The sequence below is a fragment of the Alteromonas gracilis genome, assembly GCF_036870955.2.
Taxonomy (GTDB): Bacteria; Pseudomonadota; Gammaproteobacteria; order Enterobacterales; family Alteromonadaceae; genus Alteromonas; species Alteromonas gracilis_A.
The window spans coordinates 2,566,186-2,585,345 of sequence record NZ_CP145482.2 but is presented as its reverse complement, the minus strand read 5'-3'; the positions used below and the strand labels follow the sequence as shown (position 1 = coordinate 2,585,345).

The following is a 19,160-nucleotide window of genomic DNA, read 5'->3' as shown; positions in this document are numbered from 1 at the left end:
AAGTACATCGATCACTTAAGCGTTTGATAGTTGGTAAATACCTTATATAGCTGAGTACCGCTAAGTACTGAAGCGGATGGGAAGTGTAAAATTGGGATAAGATCGCATGGTGCGTAAAGCGTTTTGCTGCCATCCTCATTGTCCAAATCATCAATGTTAAGCACTTGCGCCAAGGGTTCGCCTTTTTTAACTTCTTGGCCAGGTTTGGCAATGTATTCCACCATACCTCCCCAATCGGTAAACATGGTTTTGTAATCTTTCAAATATACCCCTAAGCGTGACATCGATTTGGGCGTAATATCACACTGATGCAATACTCCCTTGGCGTTTAGATAACTTAGTATACTGGTTGCATCGATATCACCTTCGGTAAAGTCGATCACTTCTTGGCTTCCCATTTCCAGCGTAAAGGCCTCTACGTTGAAGTTAACGTCGCGACCTAGGTTATTTTTGATACTATCTTGCAAGGTCCACCACGGGCAAAATGTCGCTTCGTCTAAAGCGCCTGCAAATACGTTGGGGATGAATATACAGTGAGGAATATTGAACAGTCCGGCGCTGTCTTTGGCATATTCGGGAATGTAGATATGGCGGGTGGACACTGGCCCATTGTGTAAATCAAGCACGTAGTCAGCGTTAACCGCCATTTGTTGTAACTTCAGGTTCAGCTGTTGAGCTAGACCCAGCCCCCATGGTTGTGCGAGTTTATTGTCAATGGCATGACTTAAGTGAGCACGGAACCGCTGTTTAAGGCAGTCTAGCGACTCCTCTGGCGTCACTGTTTTTGCGAACTGCTCGACGGCGTCTTTGTCAAAAAAGTACCCCCGGTTCCAGTTTGTTCCGTTTACTGGATCAAAACGACCGAGCGTATACTCGCCAGCCTTAATGTTAGTGCCAATAGGATTGCAGTTAGGCACAAGGATCACTTCGCCACAGATATCCATTTGTTTTAGTCGTTGAATTAGGTGGTAAATAACAACGTTGCCCTGGACTTCTGCGCCGTGAATGGAGCTTTGAATATAAACCGTTGGGCCAGGTCTTGTGCCTTTCATTCTGTATATTGGCACATTCATATTCCGGCCTGACGCATTCTGCGCTACGACCATGTGTTTTTTCACTACTTGTGTTGTCATGTCACTGTTAGCCTAAATTCTGTCTTATTTTCTTATAGTGTTTCTTGATTAGTCTGTTGCGCAAAGTTCACAAGACAGCGTGTTGGGTAATGCCCACTGCTGCCATTCGTGCCGCAATCCGTCAAAGGTAATCAGCTTATTAAGCGGCAGGTCGTCAAACTCCATAAGTACCTGCATGGCAAGCATGGCCTGATAAGTGCCTATCATATTGACCATAGGTGAGAAAATGCCCGCTTCAACACAACTTAAATCGGGGGCTTCAAACAGGGTGCGCAGACACCCATAGCACCGACTTTTTCCCGGAATAGCCACAAAAAGTTGGCCTTCAAAGCGAATTGCTGCGCCAGATACCAACGGGGTGCCCATGCGAAAACAAAGCGTATTTATGCTATCTCTACTGTGTGTATTGTCAGTGCAGTCCAGTACCACATCTGCCGATGCAATAAGCGCCTCGTGTTCAGAAGAAAAAGCGTTGTCAACAACGGCGATCTCGCAGTCACTGTTGAGCGCGGCTAATCGGGCTTTTGCTGCGTGGGCTTTACTGCGCCCAATATCGTCTTCACTAAAAAGCGTTTGGCGGTGCAGATTCGTTTCTTCAACGTTATCAAAGTCAATAAGGGTTATCTTGCCTACACCACTTGAACATAAGCTGGTGGCGGCAGCTGTACCAAGTCCACCAACACCAATGATAATGGCGTGAGCATTTAAGAGCGCTTCTTGACCCTCTAAATCAATTTTTGGCAGCACAATTTGTCGGTTGTACCGCATAGCCTGTTGATGCGTTAGGCGCTTAGACATAGGTTATGCCAACTTAAATGTTGAATTCATGGTGTGCACCCTTATAAAGTGTTAACCAATAAGTGTTTTGTGCGGGTACTTTATCAAAACCTGCCACAATGTCGCATAGCAAATTAGGAATTTATATGTCTGTCGTCAGCCAACCTCTGAATATTGCAGTTCTTACCATTTCAGATACCCGTTCATTAGAAAACGATAAGTCAGGTGATTACCTTAAAGACGCGCTCATGTCTGCAGGTCATAACCTGATAGACAGAGCGCTAGTCAAAGATGATATTTATCAGCAGCGCGCAGTGGTATCAAAATGGATTGCGCAAAGCGACATCCATGCCGTTCTCATCACTGGCGGCACAGGTTTTACGCACAGAGACTCTACGCCTGAAGCAATTAGCGTTTTATTTGATAAAGAGGTCGATGGTTTTGGCGAGTTGTTTCGCCAGATCAGTTTTGAAGAAATCGGCACGTCTACTATTCAGTCTCGCGCCATTGCTGGTTTTGCAAATAACACCGTCATCTTTTGCTTGCCTGGTTCAACGGGGGCGTGTCGCACGGCATGGGAAAAAATTATTGCCAGCCAACTTGATGCAGATTTTCGACCGTGCAACTTTGTTAAGCACTTGGTGGAAGCATGAGTACGTTTAGCCATTTAAACGCTGGCGGTGAGGCAAACATGGTCGATGTGAGTGATAAGGCCGTGACCCAGCGTGAAGCCACTGCTGAGGGTTTTATCTACGTTAGTGAGTCAGTGATCACACAAATTAGTGAGGCAACCATTGCCAAGGGTGACGTTTTTGCGGTCGCGCGCATTGCCGGAATTCAGGGCGCTAAAAAGTGTAGTGACCTTATCCCACTGTGCCATCCACTTGCGCTCTCAAAAGTTGACGTTAATTTTGATATTGATAAGGCGCAACATCGCATTAAAGCCACGTGCTATTGCAAACTCAGCGGAAAGACAGGGGTAGAGATGGAAGCCCTCACAGGAGTTAATGTTGCTCTACTTACCTTGTTTGATATGTGTAAGGCTATCGACCCGGGCATGTACATAGAAGGGGTGCGTGTATTAGAGAAAAAAGGTGGCAAAACAGGCCATTGGAAAAGCACAGACTAATTAGCGAATAAAGCATGCACATAACAGTTAAAACATTTGCACAAACCCGCGAAATAACCGGTGAAGACAAGGTTACACTAGCAATCTCTGATGGCGCGTCGGTTGCCAGTTTAATAAATGCATTGCGAGAGCGCAGTGAAAAATGGGAACTTGCGTTGTCAGGCAGCGTGTTGACTGCGGTTAATCAGCAGCTATGCGACGCGGATACTGCAGTTAAAGATGGCGACGAAGTTGCATTGTTCCCGCCTGTGACAGGGGGCTAGGTATGTTTGCTAGGGTTCAACAAGAGGGCTTTGAACTAAATGCACTCTATGACGAGCTAAAACAAGGTGCTCAGAGTGCGTCGCCGGGAAATACAGGGGCAATGGTGACATTTACTGGCCTAGTACGCGATTTCAATCAAGACGGCAATATAGAAGGAATTGAGCTAGAGCATTACCCAGGGATGACGGAAAACGCATTACTGCTGTTGGTTGAACAAGCTACAGAGCGCTTCTCGTTAACGAATGCTTAAGCGCCGTGCACCGCGTAGGGCGCATTTATAACAACGAGCAAATTGTGTGGGTTGGGGCTGCTGCACCGCATAGACAAGCCGCATTTGACGCTGCTAACTTCCTTATGGACATGTTAAAGCAGTCGGTCCCCTTATGGAAAAAAGAGTTTAAGGGTAATACATCAACATGGGTTGAAGCCAAAGCTTCTGACGATAAAGCGGCGTTAAAGTGGATGCACAACGCAGATTCATTGAGTGAAGACTGATGCAGCTTTTGCGCGCTGTATTCATTAACATCAGCTTGCTGGTGGCTACCTTTATGTGCACTCCTTTTGCACAAGCGCGTACTCAGGCCGACGATATTGAACCTGTTCGCGTGGCGGTGGCTGCTAATTTTGCTGCGCCGCTTCGCGCAATTGCGGAAGGTTTTACCGGCGCTACAGGAGTTAATGTCATCGTTACGGTGTCATCTAGCGGAACCTTATTTGCACAACTGCAACACGGTGCGCAATTCGACGTGTTTTTATCTGCAGACAAACGGCGTCCATTAGCGTTAGCGCACCAAGGTGTTATCCACGCCGATAACGTAGTGGACTACGCTGTGGGACAATTAGCGTTTGTGCACCGCGCAAAAGAGCTAAGTGAGGAGAACCGTTCACTGTCATCTCAGATAGAAACGGCGCTGTCGACGGGTAGGATTGCTATAGCCAACCCAAAACTTGCACCTTATGGTGAGGCCGCGAAAGACACGCTTCAGTCTTTAGGTTTATGGAATAGAGCAACGCGCCAGCGAGTGACGGGCAAGAATGTCCTGCAAACCTATCAGTTTTTTTCTACAAAAAGCGTGAGCGGCGCTTTCATTGCCTATTCGCTCACGCCGGACATTGCCAAAGCGCCCAATAGTGATAGTGAGACGATAACCACGGCTTTGGTGCCTGCTCACCTTCACAAACCTATCGTGCAGTCTATGGCAATAAACAGTAAACACAGGGCACAGCTTTACCCCAATGTGTTTGACGCAAAAACACCAGACTTCCAACATGCTACACAAAACCTAGCGATAGTGGACTTGTTTGTGCAATATGTACTCTCAAAGCATGTGCAAAATCAGTTATCCTCGTGGGGATACCTTGGCGTTGAGCTAGCGGCTAAAGCAAATGATGCAATCGGTAAAAGAGGGGAGCAATGACAACGCTATTTGAGTCTTTTTCCGCTGATACGTTTGACGCTATTTGGCTAACGCTAAAACTTGCGGTGATAACCAGTGCCATATTGTTGCTGATTACATTGCCTTTGGCGTGGTGGTTGGCAAATTGGCAAGGACGTATAAAGCCCTATTTAATGGCGTTATTCGCGCTGCCGCTTGTATTACCACCCACGGTGCTCGGGTTTTATTTACTTATTGCATTTTCCCCTGACGGGGCGCTTGGCCAGGTGTGGCAGTCACTTACCGGTCATACGCTAGCATTTAGTTTTGAAGGCCTCGTCATTGGTTCACTCATTTACTCGTTACCATTTTCATTACAGCCGCTGTATAGCAATTTCACGCAGCTAGATAAGCGCTTCTTAGAGGTTGCGCAAACTCTCGGCTATTCGCCTTTTAGACGTTTTACGAGCATTGTTTTACCAATGAGTAAAGCGCCAATCATGGTGGCATTTGCATTGAGTTTTGCACACACTATCGGTGAATTTGGTGTGGTATTGATGATTGGCGGGAATATACCCGGTGAGACTCAAGTGTTATCTATTGCCCTTTATGAGCAAGTGGAGTCATTGGCCTATGAACAGGCCCATGTCCTTTCTTTGGGGCTACTTTTGTTTTCGTTCATGTTGCTTGCTTTACTTTATAAATTCAATAGCAAAACTATAGGTTACTCGTCCGGGCACTTTGGCCATGTAGACAGTACTCGGCGCACTTAATATGAAGTTCTCAGTTTCACTATCATCTCGTATAAGGGCACAGGTTCATCTAAGTGAGGGTACCCAATTTATAGGTGTAACTGGCCCGTCGGGGGCAGGTAAGAGCAGTCTGCTACGCGCGCTAGCGGGCGTTGAGCCTAGTGCACAAGTCAGCGCAGAATGGGGTATGCACAGTGCAAAAGTGGGGATTGTTTTTCAGCAGCCCATGCTGTTTCCACACGTAGATGTGCGCGGTAATTTTTCACTGGCTAGCCGCCATGCAAAAGCGAATGCCATGTCGTTGCATGAGGCTGCAAAAGGGTGTTGCTGCGAACACTTGTTGGACCGCGCTGTGTCTACACTCTCTGGCGGCGAGGCGCAGCGTGTTGCTATCGCTCGAGCGCTGGTGAATGGTCCTGATGTACTGTTACTTGATGAATCTCTTAGCGCGATAGATGTCGCGACACGTCGCAAAATATATCGCTTTCTTAAAGCGAGCTGTTCCAAAAGAAGCATGAAATGTGTGGTCATCTCTCACGACCTCGAAGATTTGGCACTGTTTAGTGACGAAATGCTTCACATTGTAGATGGTGAGGTGACATCAAATGGAGAAGTTAGTGCCGTTCTTCAACAGATATTTTCTGCTGGTGACATTGAGGTGCCGTCTGCACTGATTACTGGTGTGTTAAGCGAGCGCGACAGCAGTGGCAATATTGCGCACGTAAGCGTGGCCAACGAAGAGCTCTTTGTGTGCCTAGATAGCCTGGCCGTTGAAAGAGACGCTGATGGCATTGAACTGGCAAAGTTTACGGTCAAAGCCTGCGATGTCAGCATAGACACCAATGTACAGTTGATTAATGAAACCTCAACCTCAAGTATCTTGAACACACTTCCTTGTACTATTACGACTGTAGATGGCTTCGTTGAGCAAGACCATAGCAAAAAAGCCAAGGTATTGTTGACGCTGCAAATTAAAGAAGGTAGTGGCGCAACACATAACCCTCAATTATTGTACGCCAGTGTTAGTGCACTTTCAGCTGAGCGCCTAGCGCTTCGCGCTGGTACCCCTGTGCTTGCTCGGTTTAAACTGCCTTAGCCGATTCCTTTCGCTCACTTGCTTGCGCTCGCGGTGCTGCCCTCTAAATTGCTTTGGAGTAACGCGTAAGTACTTCATCACTGTTTAAATAAGCGTCAAAACGTGCGCAGATAGCGCGGATGTATATTCGCGCGTGTTCTGGCACAACAATGTTATCGTCGTTAAGCGCTATTAATCCATCACGTTCCAGAGGGGCGAGGTTAGAAAGTGCTTGTGCAAAATAGCTATTGAAATCGATGTGGTGTTTTTGGGCAATAGCGGTTTTGTCGAGCATTAGGTTACACATTAACGCGGATATGACATCTCGGCGAATAAGGTCGTCATGACTTAGTTTGAGCCCAATGGTAGCTGTTGGCAGATTACCGTCGACACGAGCATAGTAGGCCTTAAGTTCTTTCGGGTTTTGAGCAAAAGCATTTCCTATTGTGCTGATGGACGACACACCAATGCCCAAGAGGTCACTTTCGCCTCGCGTGGTATAGCCCTGGAAATTACGGTGCAGCACACCCTGGTTCTTCGCGATAGCAAGACTGTCATTTGATTTTGCGAAATGATCTAGCCCAATCATCTCGTAACCAATGCCTTTAAAGCTATCTACGGCAAAGTTATAAAGCTCAGCTTTAAGCTCAGCACTTGGCAAAATGGCATCACTAAATTTGCGTTGTGCGGCGAAACGCTCAGGCAAATGTGCATAGCTAAATAGCGAGATCCTATCTGGCTGCATGGCTTTTGTCGCCGCAATAGTGGTTTTAAATGTGTCGCGAGTTTGGTGGGGTAAGCCATATATCAAATCAAGGTTTATAGACTTAAAGCCAAGCGTACGGGCTTCAAAAACCAAATCTGCAATATGCGCGGTGCTTTGTACTCGGTTTATCGTTTGTTGTACGTTAAAGTCGGTATCTTGAAGTCCAAAACTCAATCGGGTGTACCCCAAATTTTTTAACGTTTTTAAATACGCTTTATCGACGTTTCGAGGGTCGAGCTCGATAGAGAGTTCTGCATCGGCTGCAAAGGTATAGTGCTTTTTCAATAAATACATCAAAAACGTTTGCTGTGTATCACTTAGAAAGCTCGGTGAACCACCTCCCAAATGCAGAGCAACAACTTTTTTGTTACCCGTGATAGCGTGTTTCGCCAGCATTTCTTTTTCAAGATACGTTAAGTAATCATCTGCTTTTTCATTATGACGCGTGACCAGCTTGTTGCAGCCACAGTAGTAACAAAGTGTTTTGCAAAATGGAATATGTACATACAAGCTTAAGGTGTCTGCACCACTAGATGTACTTGCGTCAAACAAAATATCGCCATCAACAGGCTCAAATTTTAAAGCAGTAGGATAGGATGTATATCGCGGTGCGTGCTGAGCGTATTTTTTAATAAACGACGATGAACGGCTTGTCAGTACAGGTGTTGTCATTTTGATGATCTTTTTGTATCAATGAAATAGGGATTGGTATCGCTAGAACTAATTTTACAGAGATGGTGGGGAGAGGCTTTGATCTACTTCAAACTTATGTTGTTAAATATGACTATTGTGTTGTTGTTGCCGATATTGGCGCTTCAAGCTGTATGGGTAAGAAAGAAAGCGCTGCGTTTAGATGAGCCGAGTGGGGCTCGTGAATATCGTTTCGATAGCGATGAATTCGTCGAACAAAAATCACAAGATAAGGCGCATTTTTTCATTATCGGTGATTCGGCCGCGGCAGGTGTTGGCGCCACTACACAAAGACATGCCTTAAGTGGTTACCTGTCTGAAAAGCTAACGCCATTGTCTTTTTCTGGCCTTTCGCTGCACGCAACGACCTACTTTACTAGTAGCGATGTGGCGTCGCTTTTGCCCTCGCTTCAGACGCCCTCGACATGTTCTGCATTAGTGTCGATGGGGGTCAACGACGTAACGCGGTTTGCCTCACTGTCAAGTTGGAAAAAGAATTTGTGTGCGACATCTGAGCACCTGACAAACCAGCTTAACTATACGCATATTATTTACACCGCGTTGCCTCCGATACACCTTTTTCCCGTGATCCCTCAACCCTTGAGGGCATTGTTAGGCTATCGCGCCGCGCTGTTAAACCACGCATTAAAGGCACATGTCAGCGATACACCGAACACATGCATGCTTACCATAAATCTCATGGACAAGGCATCTACCATGCGTGAAATGCAGCAAAGCGGTTTGATGGCGGAAGACGGATTTCATCCGTCGTCAGCAGGATATGCTATTTGGGCAAACCAGGTGGTGAGTGTTATTGAAGAATACGGACAACACTAAAAAATACACATAAACTTATCGCTTTATTTGCGCGTCTTGTCTTTCTAGGCCAGAAAATACTTGAAGTTTCTTTTTGTAACCTTATCTTGTGGTGTAGTAAAGTAACTTAATGTATGCATTGCCAGTACCCTTATCTTTCTGTTCAGGACTTAAATGGATAACGTACTGCGCAACTGTCAATTTTTTAAGCGCTGTTTTGGCGTTTATCCCACAATCAAGTGAGCGAATATGCAAAAAGTCACGGTAAATATGGTATCCGATGTAGTTTGTCCCTGGTGTATTGTTGGTTATCAGAGACTACAACAAGCCATCAAAATGGTTGAGGGCATCGATGTTGATATCAAGTTTTACCCGTTTGAGCTGAACCCATCCATGCCAGAAGAAGGGCAAAATTTGCGCGAGCATATTATGGAAAAATACGGTATCAGCGAGCAACAAAGTGCAGAAAATAGAGCAAGGCTCGTCAAAGCCGTGACGATTTAGGTTTCACCTTTTCTTTCAGTGACGAAAGTCGTATGCAAAATACATTTAAGGCGCATCAGCTAATTCATTTTGCTGCACAAAATGGGCTGGAAGAAGCCATGAAATTGAGGCTGTTCAGCGCCTATTTCACACACGCAAAAGATATCAACAGTATTGATGTGTTGGTAGAAGAAGCATCACAGATTGGCCTTAATGCACAAGAAGCGAAAGACGCGTTGACGTCGCAGCAATATGCGCCTGAAGTGCGAGAAGAAGAAACGCTTTGGCTTCAACGCGGCGTACAAAGCGTTCCCACGTTTGTTATAGGTAATCAAGGGGTAGCGGGTGCTCAAGAGCCAGAAACCTTGGCGGCGTTTATCAAGCAAGCCGCTAGCGCACAGCAATAGGGCGTGATGGAAAGTCTATGAGTAATCATCTTAACCATCTTTTAAATCAGTGGCTGCCGCTGAAAGACAAGCACCAATGGGTGCTTGGTTTTATTTTTAAAACAGAAGGCTCATGTTATCGAAAAGCGGGCGCGATGATGCTGTTCAGTGATGCAGGGCATCAACTAGGCATTTTGAGCGGCGGCTGTCTCGAAAGCGATATCGTGAAAAAAGCACACCGCGTTATGGCTGATGGTGTCAGCCGTACCGCGGTTTACGATGACGAAGATGAAGAGGACATTGCCTTTAAACTTGGCGTGGGGTGCGGCGGCGTTGTGCATCTATCCCTTGTGCCGCTTAATGCTTCAAATGGGTATTTGGCATTAGACCAAGTAAACCACTTACTTTCGTCGGGAAAACGGTGTGAATGGCGCACAGATGTGGCAGGTACAGTCGCTACATGCGAATCGGTAGCGTCTGATGCTGAGTTAGGTGTTAAGTCAGCAACCAAAGCCATCTTGTCAAAGCAAAACGAGTCGCAGATGCTGTCCGTTCCATTGAGACCACCTATTCACTTGCTCGTCGTAGGTGGTGGTTTTGACGCAACGTTTATGACCTACCTGGCGAATCAACAAGGTTGGTTGGTGAGTCTGTGGGACCCAAGGCCCGCACAAGCCCGTGTAGAGCACTTCCCAGAAGTTAACTATCTTATAGAAGATACAGACCCTTCTGGGCTGGCTTTGCACATGGCTGAGCACAACATTCAGGCTGCGGTACTTATGTCGCACCATCGTGAAATAGATGCTAAAGCACTCAACGTGCTGAGTCAGCAGCAGGTGCATTACGTTGCTATGCTTGGGCCATTACATCGAAAACAAGAAATCATGGATTTGGCGGGTATAACGCACACCAACTTTTGCGATTATTTTGCCAGTCCGGCGGGCTTTGATATAGGTGGCGAACTGCCTGAGCATATCGCCTTATCAGTGATTTCACAGTGCCATGCACTGTTCCATAGTAAACCCGCACACCTTCAAAAGTAAGGACTCAAAAACGTTTTCTAAAGGTCACACCAACACTTCTTGGTGTGCCTGGATAGGCCATGATTTTTCCAGTTTGTACAGGCACATCAAACCCACTTCGAGCCACATATTGCTCGTCAAATAGGTTTCTCGACCATGCTATGATTTCGCTGTCCCATTGTGGGATAGCCATGCTGATCCTCGCGTTAAATAGCGTATACGAATCAGCATATTTGTAAGGGTCGTTAGCGTCGTCTAAAAATACGTCGCCAACGTATTGATAATCTAGGCTGGCAGTTAACGGATATTGTTTGACGCTAAAGTGATGGTTAACCATTACTGCTAAGGTGTTTTCTGGTTCGAAGCCGACGCGATCGCCACCTCTTGAGCAAAATGGATCTGAAGGCTGCTGACGACCAGGGTCGTCGATACCAGTATGCCAGGTGTAAGCAACCCAACAGGTCCCTTTGTCGAAATCATCAAAATTTGCAAGCGTGCGCGCTGCATTGATATGTACCTCTGTATTGTCAGACACTAGCCAGGTGCTTTCAATCTCGAGACCTTTTACTACGATGTCACCAAGCGTTTTGCAGATTAAAGCCGCTGCCTGTAAATGTAGTCGCCTGAAAATCCGTGATTCGTGTGTAGTGCGCTGCAGCATTTATTCTCAATCTGTATTCGGGAAAATCACGTTTTATGCCTACTTCGGCACTGCGCGATTTTTCAGCGTCAAAAAGCGGGTCTAAAGACGGCAAAATACGGTCTGTATTTGTACCGCGGCCTTAAACCCTGTTGCTACGCTGGCATAAGTGAGGGTATTTTCATCCGGAGAGTACGATAACTTGAGCGTTCCAGTTAACTGTTCATCTTCAAGGTCTTCGCTTAAGTCTGGCCTTGGTAACACTGCCGACGAACCCAAAAAGAAGTAGCCCCAGCCGGCTTGTTGAAACGGCGCAATAGCCATAAGCGCTTCAGCGGTTGGTGAGCCACCATTTAACAGCGCCACACCAATGCTTTCTAGCCCGGCTATTGCGGCTGGCACGTTGGGCCATTGCGCTTGGTCTTGAGGCAAACCATTTATACCAGAGCCTTGCTCGAAATATTGCCCTTCAATGCTTTTTTCTTCGTGAGTGAAGCGAAGCCCTGTGGTTAGGCTAAGCGTGTCGGTTAATGTCCAATCTGCTTGCGCGAAAACCGCGATACTGTCTTGCTGTTGATAAGCATTGTGCTTAAATTCCGTCCCCGCAGGCGCTGGCGCCGCCGCGGGAGCAATAAGTCCACCACTTAGTGCGCTCAACTGATTTATCCCGTTGGCAAGAGGCAGTATGTCGGCTGCTGCGGCGTTGAAAAATGCGTCGAAGTCACTTTGTGTTGTGGTGTCAAAAGTAAGGTCGAGGTTTTGCGAAAAGTAATAGGCACCCAGAATGGCGCGTACATTGTCGCTGTCATAGTGCAGCCTTAATTCTTGAGAAAAAGACTGCTGGCGCGCATCATTGGTTGCCGTAAGAAGATCTGCGTTAGAAAAGTCAGTATCGACGGTGTCTAGGCTATCAAATGCGCGGTATGCAGAAATACTTACCAGATCCCAGTCCGAGTTAATCGCAACGTCGACTTGCAGTGACAGGCCTTTATCTTCCATGCGAGATAGAGGCGCCTGTGATAATGACGTCTTAAAGTCATAAAACTGGCTTCTGTTGTAAATGGTTGCATTGAAGGGAGGAAGCGATAACAAGGCATCGGTACCGAATTTTCCCTCAATCTCATTTGCTTGGATATTGCTTTGGTACGTCAATGCGCCGCAACAACGCTCATCTAATTCACCATAGTCCGCTATTAACCGCATGCTAACTGCATTGTTTGGTGTATAGAGCAGCTGTGCTTTAAACGCAGAGCGGTCTCGATTGTTCAGGGTTTGCCCAGAAACTTCGTCTTCGATAAAACCGTCGCTTTTGGCTGAAAAGCCAGACAGCCGTAGCGCGAGTATGTCGTCAATAAGAGAAAATGAAGATGCTGCGCTGAGTCTTACTAAGTCATCGTTGCCAACCATGACCTCTGCAAAACCATTTCTTTGTTCATGGCTAGGTGCTACGGAAGTCACCGTCATTGCTCCCGCTGCAGTATTTTTGCCAAACAGTGTACCTTGCGGGCCGCGCAATATTTCAACTGATTCCACATCAATTAAATCGTTAATCAACGCATTTTGGCGTGAGCGATAGACACCATCGACATAAAGACCCACGGAGGATTCAAAGCCAAAATTTTGTGCAGATGTCCCTATGCCACGTATTGAAAAACCAGAATTTGTGACACTTTGGCTTTGAAAAGCAGCGAATGCAGGTACGTAATTTTGTAAGTCAAAAATATCACGACTTGCAGTCTGCACTACGTCTTTGCCAGATAGGGCAGTGACCGCAACAGGAACGTCTTGTATGTTTTGTGTGGTTTTTTGTGCCTGCACAAGTATGCGCTCAAGAGAGGCGGTTTCATCACTCTCTATATTCTGTGCATAAATTGGTGAGACAAGTGCACTAACTGACAAAATAGCAAGGAGCGGTTGTGTGTGTGTTGATAACTTCATTGTTTTTCTTTTTCGTTTGCGAATCTATTCACGAATGCAAAAGCTCTTCTTCTAATCAAAATAGAGCCTATCAATGCATTTTCCATCAAAGTGTGTGCATCCATGGCACCGCTGTTCACCTTTAGTGTACTGATAATATATAACCTATTGCAGCAATATTGCACGACTTTGACTTTAACATGCTGAAAGTTGTTCATAAACTGCGCAGGCTCGACAGTCATGGCACTTTCACATAGCTTCACATGATGCATGCCCATTCAAAATATCAATTAAACTTATAAGGCCACTTTCCTTACTATGACCTTAGAGAGTTAACATATTGATAACATCAAGGCACTAAATGACTGATATCTATCTGGTTCGGCACGGCCAGGCATCCTTCGGAAAAGCAAATTACGACAAGTTAAGTGAGTTAGGGGCGCAACAAGCTTACTGGCTTGGCGATTATTTTAGGCATCGCGATATTGAATTTGACTCAGTGTTCATGGGTGACATGGTGCGACACAGAGAGACGCAAGAGGGTATTGCCGCGGGCATTGCGTCGAGTAACCATGTACTGCCTCAGTCCAACGTTGACAGTGGGCTGAATGAGTTTAATTTTCAGGCTGTCGCAAAGGCCTATTTGCACCGTTACCCCGAACAACAAGTTCCAGAAGGTGCACCGTCCTCTGAGTACTACCGTTTACTTAAGAAAGCCATGCTTGCTTGGTCGCAAGACGCGCTTGACCATGCACACTTGGATGAAACATGGCGTGCATTCGAAGACCGCGTTTCTGCGGTGCTTAAACAGCTTCAACAGCTCGACGCTAAGCGTGTTTTGGTGGTGAGCTCGGGTGGCGCAATTGCCATGATGCTTAAACAAATTTTAGGCTATGACGATGCTACTGTTATTAATATGAACCTTCAAATTCGCAATGCGAGCTTTTCTCAGTGTTATGCCAATGCTAAAGGCTTTCACTTGAATAATTTTAATAGTGTACCGCACCTGGATGTTACGGACAGGTTACACGCCATTACCTACAGCTAAATGGGGCAGTTATGAATTTTGAATATAACGAAAAGACACAAGCGCTCTTGGATAAACTCAAGGCTTTTATGGAACAGGAAGTGTATCCCATCGAACAGGAGTACATTCATGCCGTAGAAAGCGCATCAGGAGAGGGACGCTGGAAAACGCCCGACATGATGCAAACGCTTAAGCAAAAAGCGAAAGATGCCGGGCTGTGGAATTTGTTCTTACCAGAAGAGTACAAGCCGTATGGTGCGGGGCTAACCAATGCTGAGTATGCGCCACTGTGTGAAGAAATGGGCCGCGTACTGTTTAGCTCAGAAATCTTTAACTGTAGTGCGCCAGACACCGGTAATATGGAAGTGCTTGCAAAATATGGTAGCGATGCGCACAAAAAACAGTGGTTAGAACCTCTATTGAACGGCGAGATACGCTCCGCATTTGCCATGACCGAGCCTGCTGTGGCGTCAAGCGATGCAACGAATATTGAAACGTCAATTAAGCGTGATGGTGACGAATACGTTATCAATGGACGAAAATGGTATACCAGTGGCGCGATGAATGAGAACTGTCAAATTATGGTGGTGATGGGGAAAACCGACTTTGATGCGCCCCGCCATCAGCAGCAATCTCAAATTTTAGTGCCCATGAATACAAAGGGAGTGACCATAGTACGACCCATGTCTGCTATGGGCTACTACGATGAGCCTGTTGGGCATGCTGAAGTGTTGTTTGAAGATGTTCGTGTTCCTGCAGAAAATCTATTGCTGGGTGAAGGCCGCGGCTTTGAAATTGCGCAGGGGCGTTTGGGGCCAGGTCGTATTCACCACTGTATGCGTCTTATTGGCTGTGCGCAACGCGCGCTTGATATGGCGTGTGAACGTGTTGAACAACGCGTTGCCTTTGGTAAACCATTAAGCAAGCAGCAGTCTGTAAGAGAAAGCATTGCCAAAATGTATTGTGACATTGAGCAAGCAAGGCTACTTACGTTAAAAGCGGCAGATAAAATGGACCGCTATGGGAACAAGATATCTCGCGACTTAATTGCAGCCATTAAAATTGTTGCACCCACTATGGCCTGCAATGTGATTGATGAAGCTATTCAAATGCACGGTGCAGCAGGCACAAGCCAGGACTTTGTATTATCGGCGATGTACGCCTATGCTCGTACCATCAAGCTGGCTGATGGCCCTGATCAAGTACATATGATGCAGTTAGGCCGTAACCTCATTGCTGAAAAGAACGCGTAAGGAGAAGGTGTGTCTAAGGAAACCGCAAAGGCGGCGCATGCCATTGATTTATCTGCGCTGAATGAATACTTATCAACAGCGTGCCCAGAAGTGGGGCACGCTACTGCTGCCGACAAGTTTGCGGGCGGCCAGTCAAACCCAACGTTTAAACTTACGACCGACAAGGGCGTGTTTGTTTTACGCCGTCAGCCTCCGGGTAAGCTGCTTAAGTCTGCTCATGCAGTTGATAGAGAGTTTCGAGTTATTAACGCGCTGCAGGGAAGTGATGTACCTGTACCTAAAGCGTTTCATTTGTGCGAAGACAGCAGTGTCATTGGCAGTATGTTTTATATTATGGCCTTTGTTGAAGGCGCCATTTATTGGAACAGTGCGCTGCCAGAAATTGATTCAGCACAAACACGTACCGCAATGTACGATGAAATGAATCGCGTATTGGCTGCACTGCACAGTGTTGATATTGAAAAGGCGGGTCTGTCAGATTACGGCAAGCCGGGAAGCTACTTTGAGCGTCAGTTAAGTCGCTGGACTAAGCAATATCGCGCTTCAGAGCTTGAGCATATCGAAGAGATTGAATCGCTCATTACCTATTTAGAGAACAGCTTGCCAGAAGACGATGGCCAGGTGTCCTTGGTGCATGGCGATTTCCGATTAGACAATATGATGTTTGACATGAGCGATGCGCTTCGCCCGCATGTTGTTGCCGTGCTGGATTGGGAGCTCTCTACATTAGGGCACCCCTATGCAGATCTTGCTTATCAATGTATGCAGCTGCGTTTACCCAGTGACATAGCCCATGCCGCAGGACTAGGCGGACTAGACAGGGCTGCGTTAGGTATTCCAAGTGAGAAGGCGTATATCGAGAGTTATTGCAAGCGAAGAGGCATCGCTGGCATTGAAAATTGGACGTTTTATCTTGCGTTTAGCTTTTTCCGTTTAGCGGCTATTTTGCAGGGCGTGGTGAAGCGCGCTCATGACGGAAATGCATCGAGTGAAAAGGCAATGCAATTAGGTGCAATGGTGCGTCCACTGGCGCAAATAGCGAACCAAACCATACATCAAGATGCATAACAGAATATCAGCGCGACTAGCGCATTAAATTTTTAGGGAGAAAACATGAAAGCAATCGTATGTGAAGCCTTTGGCCCAATTGATGAGCTTCAGTGTAAAGATGTACCTGATCCGGCAGTTAAGAAAGGCCATGTCGTTGTTAACGTGCAAGCTGCAGGTGTTAACTTTCCCGATGGCCTTTTGGTACAAGGCTTGTATCAAATGCAGCCTGAATTCCCGTTCATTCCCGGCAACGAGGTAGCCGGTACCATCGCTGAGGTAGGTGAGGGCGTCTCGCATTTAGCAGAAGGGCAGCGAGTCATCGCATTATCCAATTTAGGAGGGTACGCACAAAAGGCATTAATTCCTGCCACACACGTAATGCCGTTACCCGATCCCATTGATGTTACCGAGGGTGCGGCGCTAGTTACGGCTCACGCGACTGCGCACCACGCGCTAAAGCAAAGAGCTAAGCTTCAGCCAGGCGAAACCTTAGTGGTTACTGGTGCCGCTGGCGGAACGGGCTTGGCCGCGGTACAAATTGGCAAAATCATGGGAGCCAAGGTCATTGCGGTGTGTTCAACAGAAGAAAAGTTAGCGTTGGCGAAAGAACACGGCGCAGATGTGCTTATTAACTACAAAGAGAAAGACTTAAAAGAGACCCTTAAAGAAGTGACAGGTGGCAAAGGTGCTGATGTAGTGTACGAATGTGTGGGCGGTGACACATTCCATGCATGTAGCCGCAGCATGGCATGGGAAGGGCGTCTGCTTGTTGTGGGCTTTGCAGGTGGCGAAATACCTAAATTCCCTGTCAACCTAGCGCTAGTAAAAGGTTATTCGGTAATGGGTGTTTTTTGGGGTTCATTCACTCAACACGACCCCAAAGGGTTTGCCGACAACATGAAAGAGCTACTGACATGGTATGTGCAGGGCAAAGTGAAAGTTGTCGTTGACGAAGCTCTACCTCTTGAACAAGCCACAAAAGCCATGGCTAAAGTCATGAATCGCGAAGTAAAAGGCAAGATGGTGATATTACCTTAGAAAGAGCACCTTAGAGTTAATTCGCTAAAAATCCTGCCTTAAAACGCTGAGCGCAGCAAAAAAAGCCCGATGTGAATAATGTCCATCGGGCTTTTTTTGCTGCGCTCAGCGTGAGTTATTCCATCAGCCACATGCGCGCACTGCGTCCGGGAACATAAAACTTGTGCCATTGGCTTGTAATGGTTTGTACGTCATTGCTTAGCGTGTCACGGTAGTTTCTGTACCACCAAAGGTTGTCGGTCGCCGTGTTAACCCATACGTCTTGTCCACTGCCGCATTTATTAATGCCTACTACACCTTTGTGATCGCGTTTGAACAAGATGAGACAGTCATTGTAGTTAATGACCTGCATACCGCTTCCCTGTGTACCATTGTGAAACTCGATCATGCCTTTAATGTCATCTCGCTTATACAAATCAACCCAGCGGTTATCACCACTTTCATTGTTGTCAGAGTACATCAGAGGCACACCGCCATTTCGGCCAAGCACGTAGACATTGGCAAGAAACTCATCGGTTGGATCCATCAATTGATAACGGAAACCATCGTTTAAGGGGATGTCATGGGTGATGCTAAAAGTAATAGCTTTATCACCCGCGAGAGCTTGACCGTATGCGCCAGGGTCGACCAGTGAATTCATAGAGCCGCCGAAACTAAAGGCACTTCGGATTTGTGCAAACAACGGAAAGTCGTACGCTGAGTGCCCAGTGTCAGAGAGGTAGGGAGCAAGAAAGTTATCGTATTCGCCGCTGCCAGCACCGCCTGTTGTAATTATCTCGCCAAAAACATGTACGCCATTTTTGATGGTGCTGTCGAATACGGCATTAATGTGATAATTCGTCATGTGTTTTGCGGCGTCGACACGAAAACCAGTGACGCCCATATTTTTTAGCATCTGCAAATATGCCTTCTGCTGACTTACTACCCAGTTGTTAGGGTCTAAATCAGGTAGGCCTGGATCAGGTGGTGCGCCACACAGACGATTGTATTGCACATCGCCTACGTCGCTGTAGTTACTAATACACTTTGGGCCGCCTTGGTCGAATGTCCCGTGAAAGTCGCCCCCACCAAACAGACCATTACTTACGTCACCAAATAAGGTAATGCTATCGTAGTAGGTTTCGTTGGCGGCATATTGGGCCAACACTTCACTACCAGGATAGTTTAAGTCTGAACGTTTCCAGGCTTCATTTGCCATGTGGTTAAATACAATGTCAGCGTATGTTTCGATACCTACTGCGTTTAGCGCATTGACCATATCGCGAAAATCATCCGTGTCACCCAATGGATTGTCGATAACGCGGTAGTCTTGTGGTTGATATCGTGCCCACCATTGATCGCCTGTTGACTTATAAGCAGGGGATACTAGAACTTTTTTATAGCCTAAATCAGCAATTTCTTGGGCTCTTGCGGCAACATCATCATACTGCCAGTTGAAGGCGTGCAATATGACATCTGCACTGCTTTGAAAACTAAGGGTGCTCAAAAGCAAACTTGCGGCAAGTGCACTTGTTGAGCGAGTTTTGATACGTTCAATGTTCATTGATGTGTCCTGTTGAAATAAAA

20 protein-coding genes and 1 pseudogene are annotated in these 19,160 nt (G+C 46.6%); 16 read left to right on the top strand and 5 right to left on the bottom strand.

The genetic code is table 11. The annotated features are described in order from the left end of the window. Nucleotides 1-11 precede the first annotated feature (11 nt). Together V6N89_RS12475 and V6N89_RS12470 are read right to left on the bottom strand one after the other, a co-directional pair. Nucleotides 12-1,133, bottom strand: coding sequence for a succinylglutamate desuccinylase/aspartoacylase domain-containing protein (locus V6N89_RS12475; protein WP_338517806.1), 1,122 nt, complete (start codon nt 1,131-1,133; stop codon nt 12-14). A gap of 48 nt (nt 1,134-1,181) precedes the next feature. Next, complete coding sequence (locus V6N89_RS12470; RefSeq protein ID WP_346992758.1) at nt 1,182-1,931, bottom strand: HesA/MoeB/ThiF family protein; 750 nt, start codon at nt 1,929-1,931, stop codon at nt 1,182-1,184. A gap of 125 nt (nt 1,932-2,056) precedes the next feature. Between V6N89_RS12470 and moaB the strand changes: the two genes are divergently transcribed. The 8 genes from moaB to V6N89_RS12430 are packed head-to-tail and all read left to right on the top strand — an operon-like array spanning nt 2,057 to nt 6,527. Continuing rightward, nucleotides 2,057-2,563 carry a molybdenum cofactor biosynthesis protein B gene (moaB, locus tag V6N89_RS12465; RefSeq protein ID WP_338517804.1) on the top strand — a complete coding sequence of 169 codons (507 nt, stop codon included), beginning with the start codon at nt 2,057-2,059 and terminating at the stop codon, nt 2,561-2,563. Then, entirely contained in the window at nt 2,560-3,039 is a 480-nt protein-coding gene (gene moaC / locus V6N89_RS12460) for a cyclic pyranopterin monophosphate synthase MoaC (RefSeq protein ID WP_338517803.1), read from the top strand. The genes moaB and moaC overlap by 4 nt, the downstream gene beginning before the upstream one ends. Nucleotides 3,040-3,053: 14 nt before the next feature. Beyond that, nucleotides 3,054-3,302 (top strand): MoaD/ThiS family protein, encoded by a 249-nt coding sequence (locus V6N89_RS12455; RefSeq protein ID WP_346992757.1) that lies wholly within the window; start codon nt 3,054-3,056, stop codon nt 3,300-3,302. Between the two features lie 2 nt (nt 3,303-3,304). Further along, nucleotides 3,305-3,553, top strand: coding sequence for a molybdenum cofactor biosynthesis protein MoaE (locus V6N89_RS12450; protein ID WP_346992756.1), 249 nt, complete (start codon nt 3,305-3,307; stop codon nt 3,551-3,553). A 5-nt stretch (nt 3,554-3,558) separates the two neighbouring features. Then, the gene (locus V6N89_RS12445; protein ID WP_338517800.1) at nt 3,559-3,798 is read left to right on the top strand and encodes a molybdenum cofactor biosynthesis protein MoaE; all 240 of its coding nucleotides are present in this window, start codon (nt 3,559-3,561) and stop codon (nt 3,796-3,798) included. Further along, nucleotides 3,798-4,721, top strand: coding sequence for a molybdate ABC transporter substrate-binding protein (modA, locus tag V6N89_RS12440; RefSeq protein WP_346992755.1), 924 nt, complete (start codon nt 3,798-3,800; stop codon nt 4,719-4,721). The genes V6N89_RS12445 and modA overlap by 1 nt, the downstream gene beginning before the upstream one ends. After that, entirely contained in the window at nt 4,718-5,452 is a 735-nt protein-coding gene (gene modB, locus V6N89_RS12435; RefSeq protein WP_338517798.1) for a molybdate ABC transporter permease subunit, read from the top strand. Before modA ends, modB begins: the two co-directional genes overlap by 4 nt. A gap of 1 nt (nt 5,453) precedes the next feature. Next, a complete protein-coding gene (locus V6N89_RS12430; protein ID WP_338517797.1) occupies nt 5,454-6,527 on the top strand; it encodes an ATP-binding cassette domain-containing protein in 1,074 nt (357 codons plus the stop codon). Between the two features lie 43 nt (nt 6,528-6,570). Here V6N89_RS12430 and hemN read toward each other — a convergent pair whose 3' ends face one another. Continuing rightward, the gene (hemN, locus tag V6N89_RS12425) at nt 6,571-7,944 is read right to left on the bottom strand and encodes an oxygen-independent coproporphyrinogen III oxidase (RefSeq protein ID WP_338517796.1); all 1,374 of its coding nucleotides are present in this window, start codon (nt 7,942-7,944) and stop codon (nt 6,571-6,573) included. Nucleotides 7,945-8,022: 78 nt separating this feature from the next. On the opposite strand from hemN, the gene V6N89_RS12420 reads away from it, so the two are divergent. The 4 genes from V6N89_RS12420 to V6N89_RS12405 all read left to right on the top strand — a co-directional run bounded on the left by V6N89_RS12420 (nt 8,023) and on the right by V6N89_RS12405 (nt 10,690). Then, nucleotides 8,023-8,799, top strand: coding sequence for an SGNH/GDSL hydrolase family protein (locus tag V6N89_RS12420; protein WP_346992754.1), 777 nt, complete (start codon nt 8,023-8,025; stop codon nt 8,797-8,799). 228 nt (nt 8,800-9,027) lie between these two features. Further along, on the top strand, nt 9,028-9,282 hold the full coding sequence (locus V6N89_RS12415) for a DsbA family protein (RefSeq protein ID WP_346992753.1): 255 nt from the start codon (nt 9,028-9,030) through the stop codon (nt 9,280-9,282). 32 nt (nt 9,283-9,314) lie between these two features. Beyond that, nucleotides 9,315-9,668: a DsbA family protein gene (locus V6N89_RS12410; protein ID WP_346992752.1), complete on the top strand. Its 354-nt coding sequence runs from the start codon at nt 9,315-9,317 to the stop codon at nt 9,666-9,668. Nucleotides 9,669-9,685: 17 nt separating this feature from the next. Continuing rightward, nucleotides 9,686-10,690 (top strand): XdhC family protein, encoded by a 1,005-nt coding sequence (locus V6N89_RS12405; protein ID WP_346992751.1) that lies wholly within the window; start codon nt 9,686-9,688, stop codon nt 10,688-10,690. A gap of 4 nt (nt 10,691-10,694) precedes the next feature. Here the strand turns inward: V6N89_RS12405 and V6N89_RS12400 are convergent. Continuing rightward, nucleotides 10,695-13,247: pseudogene (locus V6N89_RS12400) on the bottom strand (TonB-dependent receptor). A gap of 340 nt (nt 13,248-13,587) precedes the next feature. Here V6N89_RS12400 and V6N89_RS12395 point away from each other — a divergent pair. The 4 genes from V6N89_RS12395 to V6N89_RS12380 are packed head-to-tail and all read left to right on the top strand — an operon-like array spanning nt 13,588 to nt 17,594. Next, complete coding sequence (locus V6N89_RS12395) at nt 13,588-14,274, top strand: histidine phosphatase family protein (RefSeq protein WP_338517789.1); 687 nt, start codon at nt 13,588-13,590, stop codon at nt 14,272-14,274. A gap of 11 nt (nt 14,275-14,285) precedes the next feature. Next, entirely contained in the window at nt 14,286-15,506 is a 1,221-nt protein-coding gene (locus V6N89_RS12390; protein WP_346992750.1) for an acyl-CoA dehydrogenase family protein, read from the top strand. A 9-nt stretch (nt 15,507-15,515) separates the two neighbouring features. Next, nucleotides 15,516-16,574, top strand: a complete 1,059-nt coding sequence (locus V6N89_RS12385) for a phosphotransferase family protein (protein ID WP_338517788.1) — start codon at nt 15,516-15,518, stop codon at nt 16,572-16,574. Between the two features lie 45 nt (nt 16,575-16,619). Continuing rightward, nucleotides 16,620-17,594, top strand: a complete 975-nt coding sequence (locus V6N89_RS12380; protein ID WP_338517787.1) for an NADPH:quinone oxidoreductase family protein — start codon at nt 16,620-16,622, stop codon at nt 17,592-17,594. 115 nt (nt 17,595-17,709) lie between these two features. On the opposite strand, the gene V6N89_RS12375 is transcribed toward V6N89_RS12380, so the two are convergent. Continuing rightward, complete coding sequence (locus tag V6N89_RS12375) at nt 17,710-19,137, bottom strand: alpha-amylase family protein (RefSeq protein ID WP_338517786.1); 1,428 nt, start codon at nt 19,135-19,137, stop codon at nt 17,710-17,712. Between the last annotated feature and the right edge of the window lie 23 nt (nt 19,138-19,160).